The organism is Mitsuaria sp. WAJ17, assembly GCF_014174515.1.
In the GTDB taxonomy this organism is placed as follows: domain Bacteria; phylum Pseudomonadota; class Gammaproteobacteria; order Burkholderiales; family Burkholderiaceae_C; genus Roseateles_B.
Genome location: NZ_JACJUG010000028.1, coordinates 24,265 through 39,784, shown reverse-complemented (window position 1 = coordinate 39,784; position 15,520 = coordinate 24,265). Strand labels below are relative to the sequence as shown.

Below are 15,520 nucleotides of genomic sequence, written 5' to 3'. Positions count from 1 at the left end.
CTCACTTGCCGCCATGCACGGCCTCCGCGGGATGCTGCGCCGCCTGCAGAAGCTCATGCTGCAGGGCGTCGAAGCGGTTGAATTCCTTCTGCCAGGGCGAGAGGGCTTGAGCCTGCATCACCTTCATCACCTGCACGGCCGTCACCTTGTACTCGGGGCAGTTGGTGGCCCAGTCGGAGTTGTCCGTGGTGATGACGTTGGCGCCGGACTCGGGGAAGTGGAAGGTGGTGTAGACCACGCCCGGCTGCACCCGTTCGGTGACGGTGGCGCGCAGGACGGTTTCGCCGGCGCGGCTGTGGATGCCCACCCAGTCGCCCTCGGCGATGCCGCGCTCCTCGGCGTCGTGCGGATGGATCTCCAGCACGTCCTCGCTGTGCCACTGGTTGTTCTCGGTGCGGCGCGTCTGGGCGCCCACGTTGTACTGGCTCAGGATGCGGCCGGTGGTCAGCAGCAGGGGGAACTTGCGGGTCACCTTTTCGTCAGTCGGCACGTATTGGGTGATGATGAAGCGACCCTGGCCGCGCACGAACTTGCCCACGTGCATGATGGCCGTGCCGGCTTCGCCCGTGCTGTCGTTGCAGGGCCATTGCACGCTGCCCAGGCGCTCGATCTTCCCGTAGCTGACGCCGGCGAAGGTCGGGGTCAGCGCGGCGATCTCCTGCATGATCTCCTCGGGATTGCGGTAGTGCATCGGATAGCCCAGCGCCTCGGCCAGCTTGACCGTCACCTCCCAGTCCGCGTAGCCGCCCAGAGGGGGCATGACCTTGCGCACGCGGCTGATGCGGCGCTCGGCATTGGTGAAGGTGCCGTCCTTCTCAAGGAAGCTGGAGCCGGGCAGGAACACATGCGCGTACTTGGCGGTCTCGTTGAGGAAAATGTCCTGCACCACCACGCATTCCATGGCCATCAGCGCGGCGGCCACATGCTGGGTGTTGGGGTCGGACTGCACGATGTCCTCGCCCTCGCAGTACAGGCCCTTGAAGCTGCCCGAGAGCGCGGCGTCCAGCATGTTGGGAATGCGCAGGCCGGGCTCGGGGTTGAGCGTCACGCCCCAGGCGGCCTCGAACTGTCCGCGCACCGTGCTGTCGCTGATGTGGCGGTAGCCCGGCAGCTCGTGCGGGAAGCTGCCCATGTCGCAGCTGCCCTGCACATTGTTCTGGCCGCGCAGCGGGTTCACGCCAACGCCCTCGCGGCCGACGTTGCCTGTGGCCATGGCGAGGTTGGCGATGCCCATCACCATGGTCGATCCCTGGCTGTGCTCGGTCACGCCCAGACCGTAGTAGATGGCCGCATTGCCACCCGTGGCATACAGGCGGGCGGCGGCGCGCAGCTCGGCCGCGGGCACGCCGCTGGCGGCTTCCAGGGCCTCGGGCGAGTCCTCGGGGCGGGCCACGAAATCGCGCCACTGGGCGTAGCTCCTGGGGTCGCAGCGCTCGGCCACATAGGCCTCATCGACCAGACCTTCGGTGACGACAACATGCGCCATCGCGCTGATCACCGCCACGTTGGTGCCGGGCTTGAGCTGCAGGTGATGGGCCGCCTGGATGTGCGGGCTCTTGACCAGGTCGATGCGGCGCGGGTCGATGACGATGAGCTTTGCGCCCTCGCGCAGCCGCTTCTTCAGGCGCGAGCCGAAGACCGGATGGGCTTCGCTGGGGTTGGCGCCGATGACCATCACCACATCGGCCTTGTCGACCGACTTGAAGGTCTGTGTGCCGGCCGAGGTCCCCAGGGTCTGGCCCAGGCCATAGCCGGTGGGTGAGTGGCAGACGCGGGCGCAAGTATCGACGTTGTTGTTGCCGAAGGCCGCGCGCACCAGCTTCTGCACGAGGTAGGTCTCCTCGTTGGTGCAGCGCGAGGACGTGATGCCGCCGATGGAGTCACGCCCGTGCTTGGCCTGGATGCGGCGGAACTCGCTGGCGGCATGCGCGAGCGCGGCCTCCCAGCTCACCTCCTGCCAGGGGTCCTGGATGCTGGCGCGGATCATGGGCTTGGTGATGCGGTCCGGGTGCGTGGCATAGCCCCAGGCGAAGCGGCCCTTGATGCAGCTGTGGCCCTCGTTGGCCTTGCCGTCCTTCCAGGGCACCATGTTCACGACCTGGCTGCCCTTCATCTCGGCCTTGAAGGCACAGCCCACGCCACAGTAGGCGCAGGTGGTGATCACGCTGTGCTCGGGCTGGCCGATCTGGATGACGGTCTTTTCCTGCAGCGTGGCCGTGGGGCAGGCCTGCACGCAGGCGCCGCAGGACACGCAGTCGGACTCCATGAAGGGCTGGTCCTGCCCCGGCGAGACACGGGCCTCGAACCCGCGGCCGCTGATCGTCAGCGCGAAGGTGCCTTGCGTCTCCTCGCAGGCGCGCACGCAGCGGTTGCAGACGATGCACTTGCTGGAGTCGAAGGTGAAGTAGGGGTTGGACTCATCCTTGGGCAGGTCGCAATGATGCGCGCCGGCCTTCTCACCGACGCCGTAGCGCACTTCGCGCAGGCCAACGACGCCGGCCTGCGTCTGCAGCTCGCAGTTGCCGTTGGCGCTGCAGGTGAGGCAGTCCAGGGGGTGGTCGGAGATGTAGAGCTCCATCACGCCCTTGCGCAGCTGCTGCAGCTTCGGCGATTGCGTCTTCACCTTCATGCCAGCCTCGGCCGGCGTGGTGCAGCTGGCGGGGAAGCCCTTGCGTCCATCGATCTCCACGAGGCACAGCCGGCAGGAGCCGAAGGGCTCCAGGCTGTCGGTGGCACAAAGCTTGGGCACCATCACGCCGGCCTCAGCGGCGGCGCGCATCAGCGAGGTGCCGGCGGGCACGGTGACGCTGTGGCCGTCGATCTCCAGGGTGACTTCGTGTTCGGATTCGCGGCGGGGCGTGCCGTAGTCGATCTCGTGGGAGTTCATGCTCATGCCTCCTGTGCCGACGCTTGAACAGACGGCTGTTCGCTCTTCAGGCCGAAGTCCTGCGGGTAATGGTTGAGGGCGGACAGCACCGGGTAGGGCGTCATGCCGCCCATGGCGCACAGCGAGCCGTGCAGCAGCGTGTCGCAGAGGTCGCGCAGCAGCACGACCTGCTGCTCGCGCTGTTCATTGCGGCGGATGCGGTCGATCACCTCCACGCCGCGCGTGGAGCCGATGCGGCAGGGCGTGCACTTGCCACAGGACTCGAGGGCGCAGAACTCCATGGCATAGCGCGCCAGCTGCGAGAGGTCCGCCGTGTCGTCGTGCACGACGATGCCGCCGTGGCCCAGTACTGCGCCCATGGCGGCGTAGGCTTCATAGTCGAGTGGCACGTCCCAGTGCGATTCGGGCACATAGGCGCCCAGCGGGCCGCCCACCTGCACGGCCTTGATGGGTCGGCCCGTGGCCGTGCCGCCGCCGAAGCCGTGGAGCAGTTCGCGCAGCGTGAGGCCGAAGGCCTTCTCCACGAGCCCGCCGTGCTTGACGTTGCCCGCCAGCTGGAAGGGCAGGGTGCCGTGCGAGCGGCCCACGCCGTGGTCGCGATAGAACTGCCCCCCGCGCGCCAGGATCAGCGGCGCGGCGGCGAAGGTCAGCACGTTGTTGATGACAGTGGGCTGGCCGAAGAGGCCGTGGATGGCGGGCAGCGGCGGCTTGGCGCGCACCACGCCACGCTTGCCTTCCAGGCTTTCCAGCAAGGCGGTCTCCTCGCCGCAGACGTAGGAGCCCGCGCCCTTGCGCACCTCCAGATCGAAGGCGCGGCCCGAGCCCAGCAGATTGACGCCGAGGAAGCCGGCGGCCGTGGCACGCGCGATGGCCTCGTTCAGCACGGCAATGGCCTGCGGGTACTCGGAGCGCACATAGATGTAGCCGCGGTCGGCCCCCACCGCCAGGCCGGCGATGGCCATGCCCTCGATGAGCATGTAGGGGTCGCCCTCCATCACCATGCGGTCGGCGAAGGTGCCGGAGTCGCCCTCGTCGGCATTGCAGACGATGTATTTCTGCTGCGCCTCGGTCTGAAGCACCGTCCTCCACTTGATGCCGGCGGGGAAGGCCGCACCGCCACGGCCGCGCAGTCCCGACTGCATGATCTCGGCAACGATGCCGGCGCCATCCAGCTGCAGGGCCTTTCGCAGGCCCGCCCAACCCTCCAGGGCTTCGTAGTCGGCCAGGGACAGCGGGTCCGTCACACCGATGCGGCGAAAGCTCAGTCGCTCCTGCCGCGCGAGGTAGGGGATCTGCTCGGTGAGCCCGTGGCACAGCGCGTGCGCCGCGCCGGCCAGCAGGCCGGCATCGAGCAGGCCGGGTACGTCGGCGGCCTCGACCGGGCCGTAGGCCACACGGCCCTGCGGGGTCTCGACCTCGACCAGGGTCTCCAGCCACAGCAGGCCGCGCGAGCCGTTGCGGACCAGCTCGATGGAAAGACCACGGCACTGGCATTCTGTGATCAGTGCGGCGGCGACCTCATCGGCGCCGACGGCGAGCGCGGCGGAGTCGCGCGGGACGAAGACTTTCACGGCGGACATCAGAGGCCCTCCTTCTCAAGCAGGGCGTCGAGCTTCGCGGCGCTCATGCGCGCATGCAGGCGGTCGTTGAGCATCAGGGCGGGCGAGGAGGCGCACAGGCCCAGGCAGTAAACGGGTTCCAGCGTCACGGCGCCATCAGCCCGCGTCGTGTGCGAGGGGCAACCCAGACGTGCTTCGGCATGGGCCAGCAGGGCCTCGGCCCCGCGCGACTGGCAGGCCTCGGCGCGGCAGACCTGCAGCACCGTGCGGCCCGGGGGCTGCTGGCGGAAGAAGTGGTAGTAGCTGACCACGCCATGGACCTCGGCGCGCGAGAGGTTTACGTGTTCGGCGATGGCGGACACGGCCTCTGCCGGCACATGGCCCACGGCCTCCTGAAGCGCGTGCAGCAGGGGCAGCAGGGCGCCGGGGGCCGGCGGATGGGCCGCCAGCACGGCGGCGAGGGAGTGGTTGGTCTGTTGGTCCATGGCGGAACTTGGGAATGGTGCTGTTCGGGCAGCCTTGCTGCGCATTGTCCCCGTTGGGAGAGACCCTGGCCACGACCGCCCCACAGGCTGGAGGGCGGCCGGCCCGGGGCCGTGATCAGGCAAAGAACTTCATGACGCTCTGCACCGTCTTGTAGACACCCCAGGCCAGGGGCAGACCCACGGCGGCCCAGGCCAGCGCCACCCACAGCGGCGAGGTGCTGCGCAAGGTCACGGTGCCCGGTCCCAGCTCGGCGGCGGCGGCGCGTTCGTGCGCCAGGCGCTTCTCTTCGGCCAGCTCGGCGTCGCTCATGAAGTGCCGGTCGGCCACGGGGCGCACCAGCAGATTGCAGACCAGGCCGATCACCAGCATGCCGACCAGGATAAACATGGTCTGGTTGTACACCTGCTCGCGCGGAAGCCCCAAGCCCAGCTGGTAGTCACGCATGTAGTTCACCACCACCGGGCCCAGGATGCCGGCCGTGGCCCAGGCCGTCAGCAGGCGGCCGTGGATGGCACCCACCATCTGGGTGCCGAAGAGGTCGGCCAGGTAGGCCGGCACCGTGGCGAAGCCGCCGCCGTACATGGACAGGATCACGCAGAAGGCCGCCACGAAGAGCAGCTTGGACCCGGCCGCGGCGCTGCCCGGTACGCTGGCATAGAGCAGGCCACCCAGCACGAAGAAGATCACGTAGGTGGGCTTGCGGCCCAGCTTGTCGGAGAGGCTGGCCCAGAAGAAGCGGCCGCCGATGTTGAAGAGCGAGAGCAGGGCCGTGAAGCCAGCGGCCACGCCGGCGATGGCGGCCAGCTGGGCCTTGTCGAGCTCACCGAACTTCTGCGTGCCCCCGATCAGCGCGCCGCCGAAGACCTCCTGCAGCATGGGGCTGGCCATGCCGATCACGCCGATGCCGGCGGACACGTTCATGCACAGCACCATCCACACCAGCCAGAACTGCGGGATGCCCCAGACCTTCTTCACGTGTACATGGCGCTGGGTGATCATGGCGTTGCTCGTCTGCGCGGGCGGTGGGGTCCAGCCCTCGGGTTTCCAGCCGGTGGCGGGCACACGGTAGGCCAGCGCGCCGCCCATCATGAAGACGAAATAGACCGCGGCCATCACGACGAAGGTCGAGGCCACGCCCACGTCCGTCGGGGTGGCGAAGGCCCTCATCAGCTCGGCCGCCAAGGGCGAGCCGATCATGGCACCACCGCCGAAGCCCATGATGGCCATGCCCGTGGCCATGCCGCGGCGGTCGGGGAACCACTTGATCAGGGTCGAGACCGGCGAGATGTAGCCCAGGCCCAGCCCGATGCCCCCGATCACGCCCGAGCCCAGCAGCATCAGCCAGAACTGGTGCAGGTGCACGCCCAGGGCCGAGACGAGCATGCCGCCGCACCAGCAGACGGCGCTCACCACGCCGGCCTTGCGCGGCCCCACGCGCTCCAGCCAGCCACCCCAGAGCGCCGCCGAGCTGCCCAGCAGCACGAAGAAGAGGGTGTACATCCAGCCCAGGGTCGAGACTTTCCAGTCGCAACTGCTGACGAAGAGCTCCTGCAAGAAGCCGATCTCGGGGCCGCACTTGATCGCCTCCTTGATGCCCAGCGCCTTGGACAGCGGCAGCCAGAACACAGAGAAGCCGTAGGCCATGCCGATGCACAGGTGGATGGCCAGGGCCGCGGGCGGTACCAGCCAGCGCTTGAAGCCCGGCGGGGCGATGATGCGTTCCTTGTCGAGGAAGCCGGGCGGGGCTTCGCCGAGCGGGCGGGCGTCTCCGGTGAGAACCGTGGACATGCGTGTCTCCTGCGTGTTGTGCGCACTCGTGCGGTGCGCAGGCGAGTGTTGCCACGCAGGGGAGGGGCGTCCAATTTTTTTACGTGATGAGACGATCAGTGTGCGAAATCAGGGTTGCCCCGGCCCCCGCCATCCGTCCGCCGCATGATCGCGCGCCAGTGGATCGGCTGCCCTCAGTCCCGCAGCGCCCCGCTGTGCCGGGCGGCCTGCGCCAGCCACTCGGGTTCTTGGGCCAGCTGCAGGGCGGCCTCCAGGGTCCGGGAGGGGCGGCTCGCGCTGTGCAGCATGAAGGCGATGGGGATGCGCACCTCGGGGTGGCTCAGCGGGCGAGCCTCCAGCCCGCCGTGCTCCAGCACCGTCCCGAGCAGGGCGCCGGGCAGCACGCTGCAGACGCTGCCCGCCAGCACGGCCGTGACCAGGGTGAGGGTGGAGTTGGACTCTATGGCCGGCCGCACCTCGGCCCGCGCCTCGGCGAAGGCGCGGTCGATGATGCGGCGGTTGTGCATCTCCGGGCTCAGCAGGCACAGGGGCAGGCGTGCCGCCTCGGCCCAGGGCAGGGGCGGCCCCATCTGGAGGCCGCCGGCGACCGGGACTTCGGCGCGGCGCACGAGGAAATAGGCCTCGGTGTATTGCGGCAGCTGGCGCAGGGGCACGCGGGTGTCGGCCATGCGCTCGGTGTAACCCAGGCCCAGGTCAAGGGCGAGCTGGTCCAGGCCGGTCTCCAGCTCGATGGAGCTCAGCGAGCGCAGGGTGGGCAGGATGCCCGGATGGCGGCGCTGCAGCAGGGCCACGAAGCGCGCGGCGATGGGCATGGCCGTGGGCACCGCGCCCACCAGCAGGTGGCCCTGGGGCGCATCGGCGCGGCTCTTGAGGTCTTGGTCCAGCAGCTCCTGCTCGCGCAGCATGCGGCGCGCGCTGTGCAGCACGCGCTCCCCCTCGGCGCTGAAACCCTCGAAGCTGCGCCCGCGCTTGACGATGGCGCAGCCGTAGTGCTCCTCCAGCGCGCGCAGGGCGTTGGACAGCGCGGGCTGGGTCACATGGCAGGCCAGGGCTGCGCGTCCGAAGTGCTTGTGATCGTCCAGGGCGACGAGGTAGCGCAGGGCGACGAAGAGGTTCATCAGAAGGCAATGGAGGGATCGGCCCAGAGCTCGGGCCGCTGCAGCGGGGTCTCCGGGGGGAGCAGGGGATTGTCCAGCCTCAGCACCTGGCGGTGCATGATGTCCATGCGTTGCAGCAGCGCGCGGAAGTGCTGGGCGAAGAGGGCCTGAAGGCTGCGCTCGGCGATGGCCTTCTCCAGGCCCAGGCGCAGGTCCTCGGCCAGCTGCGGGAAGCGCGGGCTGACGAAGAAGTAGTTGGCCGTGGGGTAGCGCAGCATCAGTCGCGGCGCGATGACCAGGTCCAGCGGACGACCGTAACGCTGCAGCTCGTCCTCGATCTCCATCACCGAGCGCGGGAAGTAGTCGATGCGGCTGCGGGCCAGCATCCGGAAGAGCTTTTCGTACATGCTGGCCGTGCCCACGGGCAGGCCGTTGTGGCGCAGGATCTCGGTGTCGGGCCAGTCGTGCATCTGGCCGGCCTGCAGCTTGCGAAGCGCGTCCAGGCTGCGGATGCGGGCGAAGCGCTCCAAGTCGTCCGCGCGCACCAGCAGCAGCCGCCAGCCCAGGATGCCGCGGTCCAGGGGTATGCGCACCGTGAGCAGCGTCTTCTCGCGCGCGCGGCTGGTCATGCTCCAGAGCAGGTTGATGTCGCTCCGTCCGAATTCCAGCTCGCGCAGGCCGCGGCCCTGGGTCATGGCCGTGCCGCTTGCATGGACCTCGTAGGCATTGGGCCCATGCGAGAGCGCCAGGCGCAGCACGTCCAGGATGTAGGGCAGCTGGGGGTCGTGAAAGACCTCGTGCTCGGGATAGACCACGCGGGTCACGGGCTGCGCCAGGAGCACGCCCGGCGCCAGCAGGCTCAGCAGCAGACTGCGGCGATTCAGCATCGGGCTCGGGGATGGCATGCGCTCCATACAGGGCAGCCCGTGACTCAGGAGAACTGCGCCGGGTCGGCCCACAGTTCGCTGCGCTGCAGCGGCGTCGCGGCCGGCAGCAGGGGGTTCCGGAGGTGCAGCTCGCGCCGCTCGGCCAGGCGCAGGGGCCTGAGGCGCGCGCGGAAATGGCTCATGAACAGGCTGTGCAGCGTGCCCTCGTCCAGCAGGCGTTCCAGGCCGCGCTGCAGGTCGGCGGCCAGGGCCTGGTTCTGGCGGTTGACGAAGAAGTAGTTGGCGGCCGGGTAGCGCAGCATGAGTCCGGGGGCGATCATCAGCTCGTGGGCCGAGCCGTACTGCTGCATCTCGTCCTGGATCTCCAGCACCGAGCGCGGGAAGTAGTCCACCCGCCCGCGGCTGAGCATGGCGAAGAGGCTGCCGTAGACGCTGGTTGTGCCCACCGTCATGCCATTGGCGCGCAGGATGCCGGTGTCCGGCCAGTCATGGAGCTGGCCCGCGGTCAGGTCCCGGAGGGTCTCCAGGTTGCGGATGGCGGCGAAGCGCTCGGCGTCGCTGCGCCGGATCAGCAGCAGGCGCCAGCCCATCAGGCCGCGGTCGATGGGGATGCGCACCGGCAGCAGCAGTTGTTCGCGCTCCTCGCTGGTCATGCTCCACAGCAGGTCCAGGTCCGCGCCGCCACCGGCCAGTTCGCGGATCGCCCGCCCTTGGCCCGCCGGCCTGCGTACCGGCTGCGGGCGGTAGTGGCTCCCCGCGCGCTCCAGGGCCAGGCGCAGGACGACCAGGTGGAACTGGTGGATGGGGTCCTGAGCATCGGCGTCTGAATAGCTGGGGTAGCTGATCACGGCGTCCGCCGCCCCGGCGCCGACGGGGCAGGCAAGCAGGCTCAGGAGCAGGCAACGTCGATCCATCGTCAGGTACTGCGTGGTTGGCAACGATTGTGGAAGCGCACCGCGCGGCTGTCATCCCTCTCCCGCCACAGAGGGCTTGCGGAGTGTGAAGGACGGCGCTGCAATTGCAGTATGAGCCCAGTCCTCCATGCCGACCTGCCCCGCTTTGTTGCCTTTGGCGAGGCCTTGACCGATCTCATATGCACCGGCCTGGACAGCTGGATCAGCCGCTGCGGCGGAGCGCCCTGGAACGTGGCGCGGGCCCTGTCCACCTTGGGGGAGCTCTCGGCCTTCGGCGGTGCCGTCAGTTGCGACGTCTTTGGCCAGGCCCTGTGGCAGGAGAGCATGGATGCCAGCCTGGACCCGCGCTTCATCCAGCAGGTCGAACGCTCGCCGCTGCTGGCCGTGGTCCACGAGACCCACCCGCCGCGCTACTTCTTCGTCGGCGATGACAGCGCCGACCTGCACTTCCACCCCAGCGGCCTGCCCCAGGGCTGGAGGCAGTTCGTGCGATGGGCGCATTTCGGCGGCATCAGTCTCAGCCGCGAGCCCCTGGCCGGCCGCCTGGTCGAGCTGGCGGAGTCGCTCAAGGCCCAGGGCGTGACCATCAGCTACGACCCCAACTACCGCCAGGGCATGGACAGCCGGTACGACGACACCCTGGAGCGCATGAGTCGGCTTGCGGACGTGATCAAGGTGTCCGACGAGGACCTCTGCGGCCTCTTCCGCAGCCCCACGGCCCACCTGGGCCTGGGCCAGTTGTCTGCCTGGAATCCGCAGGCCCGCCTGCTCTACACCCGCGGCGCCGAGGGCGCCACGCTCTACAAGGGCTCCCGGGAATGGTCGGCCGGCGCCCTGGCCGTCGAGGTGGTCGATACCGTGGGCGCGGGCGATGCCGCCATGGCCGGCTTCATCTACGCCTGCCTTCACGAGGACGGCGAGGAGGCCCAGCTGCGCTTCGCCATGGCCGCCGGCGCGGCCGCCTGCCTGCAGGCCGGTGCCCGCGCGCCCCGGCTGACCGAGGTGCGCGAACTCGCCGGGCAGGTTCAGCTGCTGGTCTGAGCGGTGGGCGGCTGCGGCCAGGGCCGTTGGCGGTCGGCCAGCAGGCGCTCCAGCTGGCGGCTCAGGCGCAGCACGCCGAGGTCATCGAAGCGCTGTCCCACCACCTGAACGCCGATGGGCAGCCCTGAGGCCGTGAAGCCCGCATTGAGCGTGGACGCCGGCTGCTCGCTCATGTTGAAGGGCAAGGTGAAGGCGATGTGCTCGAAGGGCCGCTGCGGGTCGTGGATGGGGCTGGCCCATTCCGCCGGGAAGCTCGGCACTGGGCTGGTGGGGGAGATCACGAAGTCAAAGGGCTGGCAGGCCGCGAGCGCAGCATCGCGCAGCGCGGCCATTTGGCTGTAGCCGTGGAAGAGCTCGCTGGCCGTCAGCTGCGCGCCGCGGTCCACCCAGGCCCGGATATAGGGCAGGACGCGCTCGCGGCGCTCCTCGGGCAGGGCCGAGATGTCCAGCCATGAGCGCATGCGCCAGAAGGCGTCCAGGCCGTCGATCATGGCGCGGGAGGAGCAGGGGCCCAGGGGCAAGACCTGGCATCCGGCGGCACTGAGCCGGCGCGCCACCTCGTCCACCGCGGCGGCCACCTCGCTGTCGACGGTGAGGCCCCAGCCTGCGTCGCTCATCAGGCCGATGCGCAGGCCGCGAAGGTCCATGTCGAGGTCCAGCCAGGGCAGCTCCTGTGGCGGCAGGCTCATGCCGTCACGCCAGTCGGGGCGGGCCAGGGCGGCCATCAGCAGGGCGGCATCCTCGACCCGACGGGTCATTGGGCCGGCCACGCGCCCCGCGAAGGGCGGTTTGATCGGGATGCGCCCCAGGCTGGGTTTGAGGCCGAAGAGCCCGCACCAGCCGGCCGGCAGGCGGATGGAGCCGCCGATGTCCGTGCCCACGTGCAGAGGCCCGTAGCCCGCGGCGGCGGCGGCCGCGGCACCTGCGCTGGAGCCGCCCGGGTTCTTGCGCAGGTCCCAGGGATTGCGTGTGAGCGAGTGGAAGCTGGAGAGGCCGGAGCTGAGCATGCCGTAATCCGGCATGGTGGTCTTTGCGAAGAGCACGGCGCCCAGCTCGCGGGCGCGGGCGGCGGGCGGCGCGTCCTCAGCGGCGGGCTGCAAGGTGGTGGCGGCCGTGCCCAGGGGAACCGGCGTGCCGCGGCTGGCGATGTTCTCCTTGAGCGTCAGCGGCAGGCCGTCCAGGGTGATGCGCTGGCCGGCGACTGCCACGGCCAGCGGCTCGCCCCGCGCCCAGCGGGCCTCGGCGTCGCGAGCCGCCCGGCGGGCGCTGTCGAAGTCGGGGGCGTAGAGCGCCTGCAGGTGCGGCTCCCAGCGCTGCACATGGGCGACCAGGCTGTCCAGCACCTCGACGGGGCTGAGCTCGCGGGATCCGTAGGCCTGCAGCAGGCGCAGGGCCGGCCATTCGTGCAAGGCGTCGGTGGACGGGGTCAGGTCTTGCATCGAGGCCTCATTCCCAGCGCAGGGCTGCCAGGTCGTTGACGAAGATGGGCATGCCGGCCCACAGGCCCTTGAGCCCCGCCTGGGCCACGGTGATCCACTGAGGCTGGTAGAGCCAGACGGCCACGGCGTCCTCGGCGATGCGGCGCTGCATCTCGCCCAGCAGCCTGATGCGATCAGCCTCGCGTGCGCTGGCCAGATAGCGCTGCCACATCTCGTTGAAGGCCTTGCTCTCGTAGCCCCAGTAGTAGCCGGGCTTGGCGAAGTTGCCCAGGTCGAAGGGTTCCACATGCGAGATCAGGGTGAGGTCGTAGTTGTGCGCGCCGTAGACGCCGGCCAGCCACTGCGCCCACTCGATGTTCTCCAGCTTCAGCTGCACGCCTACCTGCGCCAGCTGCGCCGCCACCAGCTCGCCGCCCTGGCGGGCATAGGGGGCGGGGGGCAGTTTGAGCGTCAGCGCGAGGTCCTTCACGCCGGCTTCCTTCAGCAGGGCGCGGGCGCGGGCGGGGTCGTAGGGACTGAGGCCGGTGAGGTCCACATAGCCGGGGGCGCCGGGCACGTAGTGGCTGCCGATGGGAATGCCGAAGCCGTCGGCCGCGGCGGTGATCAGGGCTTTGCGGTCCAGGGCCATGGACAGGGCGCGGCGCACGCGCACGTCGTCCAGCGGCTTGCGCCGGTGGTTCATGGCCAGCAGGGTCTTGGCACGCGAGCCGGCGATGATCAGCTGGAAGCGCTGAGGCTGGCGCTTGAACTGTTCCAGGCTGCGCGCCGCGGCCACGCGGGGGAAGGCATCGACATCGCCCGAGAGCAGGGCCGCCATCTGCGCGGCCGGGTCGCTGATGAAGCGGAAGGTGGCGCGGCGGATGGGCGGCAGGGGCTGGCCGCGCTGGGGATAGCCTTCGAAGGCCTTGAGCTGCAGGCTGGCGCCGCGCACCCAGCCGGCCATCTGGTAGGGCCCGGTGCCCACCGGCAGATGCGCGTTGCTGGCTGCGCTTTTCGGCTCGACGATGGCGGCGGTGGCCTGGCCGAGCAGGAAGAGGAAGTCAGGCTCCGCCTGCTTCAGAACCAGGACCAGCACCTCGGGCTCGGGCTGGCCGATCACCGCGATGTTGGCGAAGACACGCTTGTCCTTGTTGGTGCTGGCATCGCCGCCGGCCCGCTCGAAGCTGAACTTCACCGCGGCCGCCGTGCAGGGCTCGCCGTTGTGGAAGCGCACGCCGCGGCGCAGGCGGAAGGTGTAGGTCCGCAGATCGGGTGACACCTCCCAGGAGAGCGCCAGGCCCGGCCCGACCTGGCCGTCCGGGCCGATGCGGGTGAGGGTCTCGAAGACGTTGTAGTGCACCACCTCGGCGATGGCCGAGGCCGCGCCCACGGTGGGGTCCAGGCCCGGGGGTTCCAGGGTCATGCCGATCACGACGGCGTCGCGCCCGCGTGGCAGGGCCAGCGCGGGCAGGGCCAGGCTGGCGCCCAGGGCGGGCAGGGCGTGCAAGAGATGGCGGCGGTCCATGGCCGCCATCATGGCATGGGCTGCGGGCTCAGCCCCGCGGGTCCAGCCAGTCTCGCAGGCCGTCGGCCAGCAGCTGCAGGCCCAGCACCGACAGCATCAGGCACAGGCCCGGCAGCAGGGCCAGTTGCGGGGCCTCGAACAGCCAGGTCTGGGCTTCTGCCAGCATCCGGCCCCAGCTGGGCGCCGGGGCCTGCGTGCCCAGGCCCAGGTAGGCCAGCGCGGTCTCGGCCAGCAGGGCCAGGGCGAACTGGTTGCTGGCCAGGACCAGCAGGGGCGAGGCGATGTTGGGCAGCACATGGACGCGGGCGATCTGCCAGCCCGGGCGGCCGAAGGCGCGCGCTGCCCGCACGTAGTCGCGCTGCCACTGCACCCGCGCCGCCGCGCGTACCAGGCGCAGGCAGGCCGGCACGCCGTGCAGACCGATGGCGGCCATGGCCACGCCCATGCCGGGCCCCAGGCTGGCGGCCATCAGGATGGCCAGCAGCAGGGCGGGGAAGGCCTGGCCCAGGTCGCTGAAGCGGCCGATGAGCCGGTCCACCCAGCCGCCCTGCGAGGCGGCCAGCAGTCCCAGCGGCAGGCCCAGGCCCAGGGAAAGGGCGGTCGCGATGAAGCCTACGCCCAGGGCATTGCGCGCACCGCCCAGCAGCAGCGGGAGCAGGTCGCGGCCCAGGGCGTCGGTGCCCAGCCAGTGCCCAGCACCCGGGCCCTGCAGGCGTTGCGCCAGGTCCACCTTCAGCGCAGCGGATCCGGGCATCAGCAGGCCAGCCGCCGCGGCCAGCATCAGGAGGGAGCACATCAGCAGGCCAGCCAGCAGGCGCGGATGGCTGCGCAGCCGGCGCACCCGGCTTGCAGGCAAGACCTGGCCCTCAGCCATGGCTGGCCTCCGGGCGGCGAAGACGCGGGTCCAGCCAGGCGTTGAGCAGTTCCACGATCCAGTTGAGCAGCAGCACCAGGGCTACCAGCAGCATCACCGCATTGCGCACCACGACCAGGTCGCGGTTGGCGATGGCCTGGGCGATTAGCTGGCCCAGGCCGGGCAGCTGGAACAGGGTCTCGATCAGCACGGCGCCGGCCAGCAGGCCAGCGAACTGGGTGCCCAATTGGGTGAGCACCGGCACCAGGGCGTTGCGCAGCGCGTGGCGCAGCAGCACGCGGCGCTCGGACAGGCCGCGGGAGCGGGCGGCGAGCACGTAGTCCTCCTGCAGCACGTCCAGCAGGCCGGCGCGCAGCAGCCGGGCCAGCAGGGCGGTCTGGGTCAGAGCCAGGGCGAGGGCGGGCAGGAGCAGGGCCTGCAGCGCCGGTCCCCAGCCGCCGCCCAGCTCGGCGTCCCAGCCCGGAAAGCCGCCCGCGGGCAGCCACTGCAGGCGTACCGCGAACAGCCACATCAGGCCCATGCCGAACCAGAAGGCCGGCAAAGCCAGGCCCAACTGGCTGAGGCCCAGCAGGAGGTGATCGACCCAGCGGCCGCGGCGAGCCGCGGCCAGCAGGCCCAGGCCCAGGGAGGCCAGCACCGTGAGTGCCAGGGCCAGGACGCTCAGCGGCAGGCTCAGCTGCAGGCGCTCGGCCAGCATGGGCGCGACCGGCGTGCGGTAGGCGTATGACAGGCCCATCTCGCCTCGCAGCAGGCCGGCGATCCACTGCCCGTAGCGCTGCCAGGCCGGCTGCTGCAGGCCCAGCTCGCGGCTGAGGGCCTGCACGGCCTCGGGGGCGGCATCCGGCCCCAGCATGAGCGCGGCGGCGTGCCCCGGCAGCAACTCCAGGCTGGCGAAAATCAGCACCGAGGCCAGGGCCAGGGTGAGAAGCAGCTGCAGGCTGGGGCGCAGCAGGACCGGCAGGGCGGGATGCGCAGGGCGGACGGGCATGGCGGCATTCTGCATGGCCCGGGCCCCGCATCGGCTGTTCGATGCGCGGATCGCCC

The 15,520-nt window shown here is 70.3% G+C and carries 12 protein-coding genes; 1 reads left to right on the top strand and 11 read right to left on the bottom strand.

Annotation, left to right across the window (positions count from 1 at the left end; translation table 11 throughout):
• Position 1: 1 nt before the first annotated feature.
• From fdhF to H5407_RS19270, 7 genes are all read right to left on the bottom strand, one after another.
• Entirely contained in the window at positions 2–2,887 is a 2,886-nt protein-coding gene (gene fdhF, locus H5407_RS19300) for a formate dehydrogenase subunit alpha (protein ID WP_404935643.1), read from the bottom strand.
• Between the two features lie 2 nt (positions 2,888–2,889).
• Positions 2,890–4,467 carry an NADH-quinone oxidoreductase subunit NuoF gene (locus H5407_RS19295; RefSeq protein WP_183106124.1) on the bottom strand — a complete coding sequence of 526 codons (1,578 nt, stop codon included), beginning with the start codon at positions 4,465–4,467 and terminating at the stop codon, positions 2,890–2,892.
• A complete protein-coding gene (locus tag H5407_RS19290) occupies positions 4,467–4,931 on the bottom strand; it encodes a formate dehydrogenase subunit gamma (RefSeq protein ID WP_183106123.1) in 465 nt (154 codons plus the stop codon). The genes H5407_RS19295 and H5407_RS19290 overlap by 1 nt, the downstream gene beginning before the upstream one ends.
• 115 nt (positions 4,932–5,046) lie before the next feature.
• Positions 5,047–6,720, bottom strand: a complete 1,674-nt coding sequence (locus H5407_RS19285; RefSeq protein WP_183106122.1) for an OFA family MFS transporter — start codon at positions 6,718–6,720, stop codon at positions 5,047–5,049.
• Positions 6,721–6,893: 173 nt separating this feature from the next.
• Complete coding sequence (locus H5407_RS19280) at positions 6,894–7,838, bottom strand: LysR family transcriptional regulator (protein WP_183106121.1); 945 nt, start codon at positions 7,836–7,838, stop codon at positions 6,894–6,896.
• Complete coding sequence (locus H5407_RS19275) at positions 7,838–8,722, bottom strand: hypothetical protein (RefSeq protein WP_183106120.1); 885 nt, start codon at positions 8,720–8,722, stop codon at positions 7,838–7,840. Before H5407_RS19275 ends, H5407_RS19280 begins: the two co-directional genes overlap by 1 nt.
• 26 nt (positions 8,723–8,748) lie before the next feature.
• Positions 8,749–9,618, bottom strand: a complete 870-nt coding sequence (locus tag H5407_RS19270; protein ID WP_183106119.1) for an ABC transporter substrate-binding protein — start codon at positions 9,616–9,618, stop codon at positions 8,749–8,751.
• Between the two features lie 111 nt (positions 9,619–9,729).
• On the opposite strand from H5407_RS19270, the gene H5407_RS19265 reads away from it, so the two are divergent.
• The gene (locus H5407_RS19265) at positions 9,730–10,659 is read left to right on the top strand and encodes a carbohydrate kinase (protein ID WP_183106118.1); all 930 of its coding nucleotides are present in this window, start codon (positions 9,730–9,732) and stop codon (positions 10,657–10,659) included.
• Here the strand turns inward: H5407_RS19265 and H5407_RS19260 are convergent.
• Genes H5407_RS19260 through H5407_RS19245 form a run of 4 tightly spaced genes read right to left on the bottom strand, consistent with a single transcriptional unit; the run spans position 10,644 to position 15,464 of the window.
• Positions 10,644–12,098: an amidase gene (locus H5407_RS19260; RefSeq protein WP_183106117.1), complete on the bottom strand. Its 1,455-nt coding sequence runs from the start codon at positions 12,096–12,098 to the stop codon at positions 10,644–10,646. The genes H5407_RS19265 and H5407_RS19260 overlap by 16 nt on opposite strands.
• 7 nt (positions 12,099–12,105) lie before the next feature.
• Entirely contained in the window at positions 12,106–13,602 is a 1,497-nt protein-coding gene (locus H5407_RS19255; protein WP_183106116.1) for an ABC transporter substrate-binding protein, read from the bottom strand.
• Positions 13,603–13,630: 28 nt separating this feature from the next.
• Positions 13,631–14,476, bottom strand: a complete 846-nt coding sequence (locus H5407_RS19250; RefSeq protein WP_183106115.1) for an ABC transporter permease — start codon at positions 14,474–14,476, stop codon at positions 13,631–13,633.
• Complete coding sequence (locus tag H5407_RS19245) at positions 14,469–15,464, bottom strand: ABC transporter permease (protein WP_183106114.1); 996 nt, start codon at positions 15,462–15,464, stop codon at positions 14,469–14,471. The genes H5407_RS19250 and H5407_RS19245 overlap by 8 nt, the downstream gene beginning before the upstream one ends.
• Positions 15,465–15,520: the final 56 nt, after the last annotated feature.

What these genes read in the sequence shown, in the direction of transcription:
- H5407_RS19255 (WP_183106116.1), bottom strand. Translation starts at nt 13,602, where the DNA reads ATGGACCGCCGCCATCTCTTGCACGCCCTGCCCGCCCTGGGCGCCAGC.
- H5407_RS19285 (WP_183106122.1), bottom strand. Translation starts at nt 6,720, where the DNA reads ATGTCCACGGTTCTCACCGGAGACGCCCGCCCGCTCGGCGAAGCCCCG.
- H5407_RS19275 (WP_183106120.1), bottom strand. Translation starts at nt 8,722, where the DNA reads ATGCCATCCCCGAGCCCGATGCTGAATCGCCGCAGTCTGCTGCTGAGC.
- H5407_RS19245 (WP_183106114.1), bottom strand. Translation starts at nt 15,464, where the DNA reads ATGCCCGTCCGCCCTGCGCATCCCGCCCTGCCGGTCCTGCTGCGCCCC.
- fdhF (WP_404935643.1), bottom strand. Translation starts at nt 2,887, where the DNA reads ATGAACTCCCACGAGATCGACTACGGCACGCCCCGCCGCGAATCCGAA.
- H5407_RS19290 (WP_183106123.1), bottom strand. Translation starts at nt 4,931, where the DNA reads ATGGACCAACAGACCAACCACTCCCTCGCCGCCGTGCTGGCGGCCCAT.
- H5407_RS19280 (WP_183106121.1), bottom strand. Translation starts at nt 7,838, where the DNA reads ATGAACCTCTTCGTCGCCCTGCGCTACCTCGTCGCCCTGGACGATCAC.
- H5407_RS19295 (WP_183106124.1), bottom strand. Translation starts at nt 4,467, where the DNA reads ATGTCCGCCGTGAAAGTCTTCGTCCCGCGCGACTCCGCCGCGCTCGCC.
- H5407_RS19265 (WP_183106118.1), top strand. Translation starts at nt 9,730, where the DNA reads ATGAGCCCAGTCCTCCATGCCGACCTGCCCCGCTTTGTTGCCTTTGGC.
- H5407_RS19260 (WP_183106117.1), bottom strand. Translation starts at nt 12,098, where the DNA reads ATGCAAGACCTGACCCCGTCCACCGACGCCTTGCACGAATGGCCGGCC.
- H5407_RS19270 (WP_183106119.1), bottom strand. Translation starts at nt 9,618, where the DNA reads ATGGATCGACGTTGCCTGCTCCTGAGCCTGCTTGCCTGCCCCGTCGGC.
- H5407_RS19250 (WP_183106115.1), bottom strand. Translation starts at nt 14,476, where the DNA reads ATGGCTGAGGGCCAGGTCTTGCCTGCAAGCCGGGTGCGCCGGCTGCGC.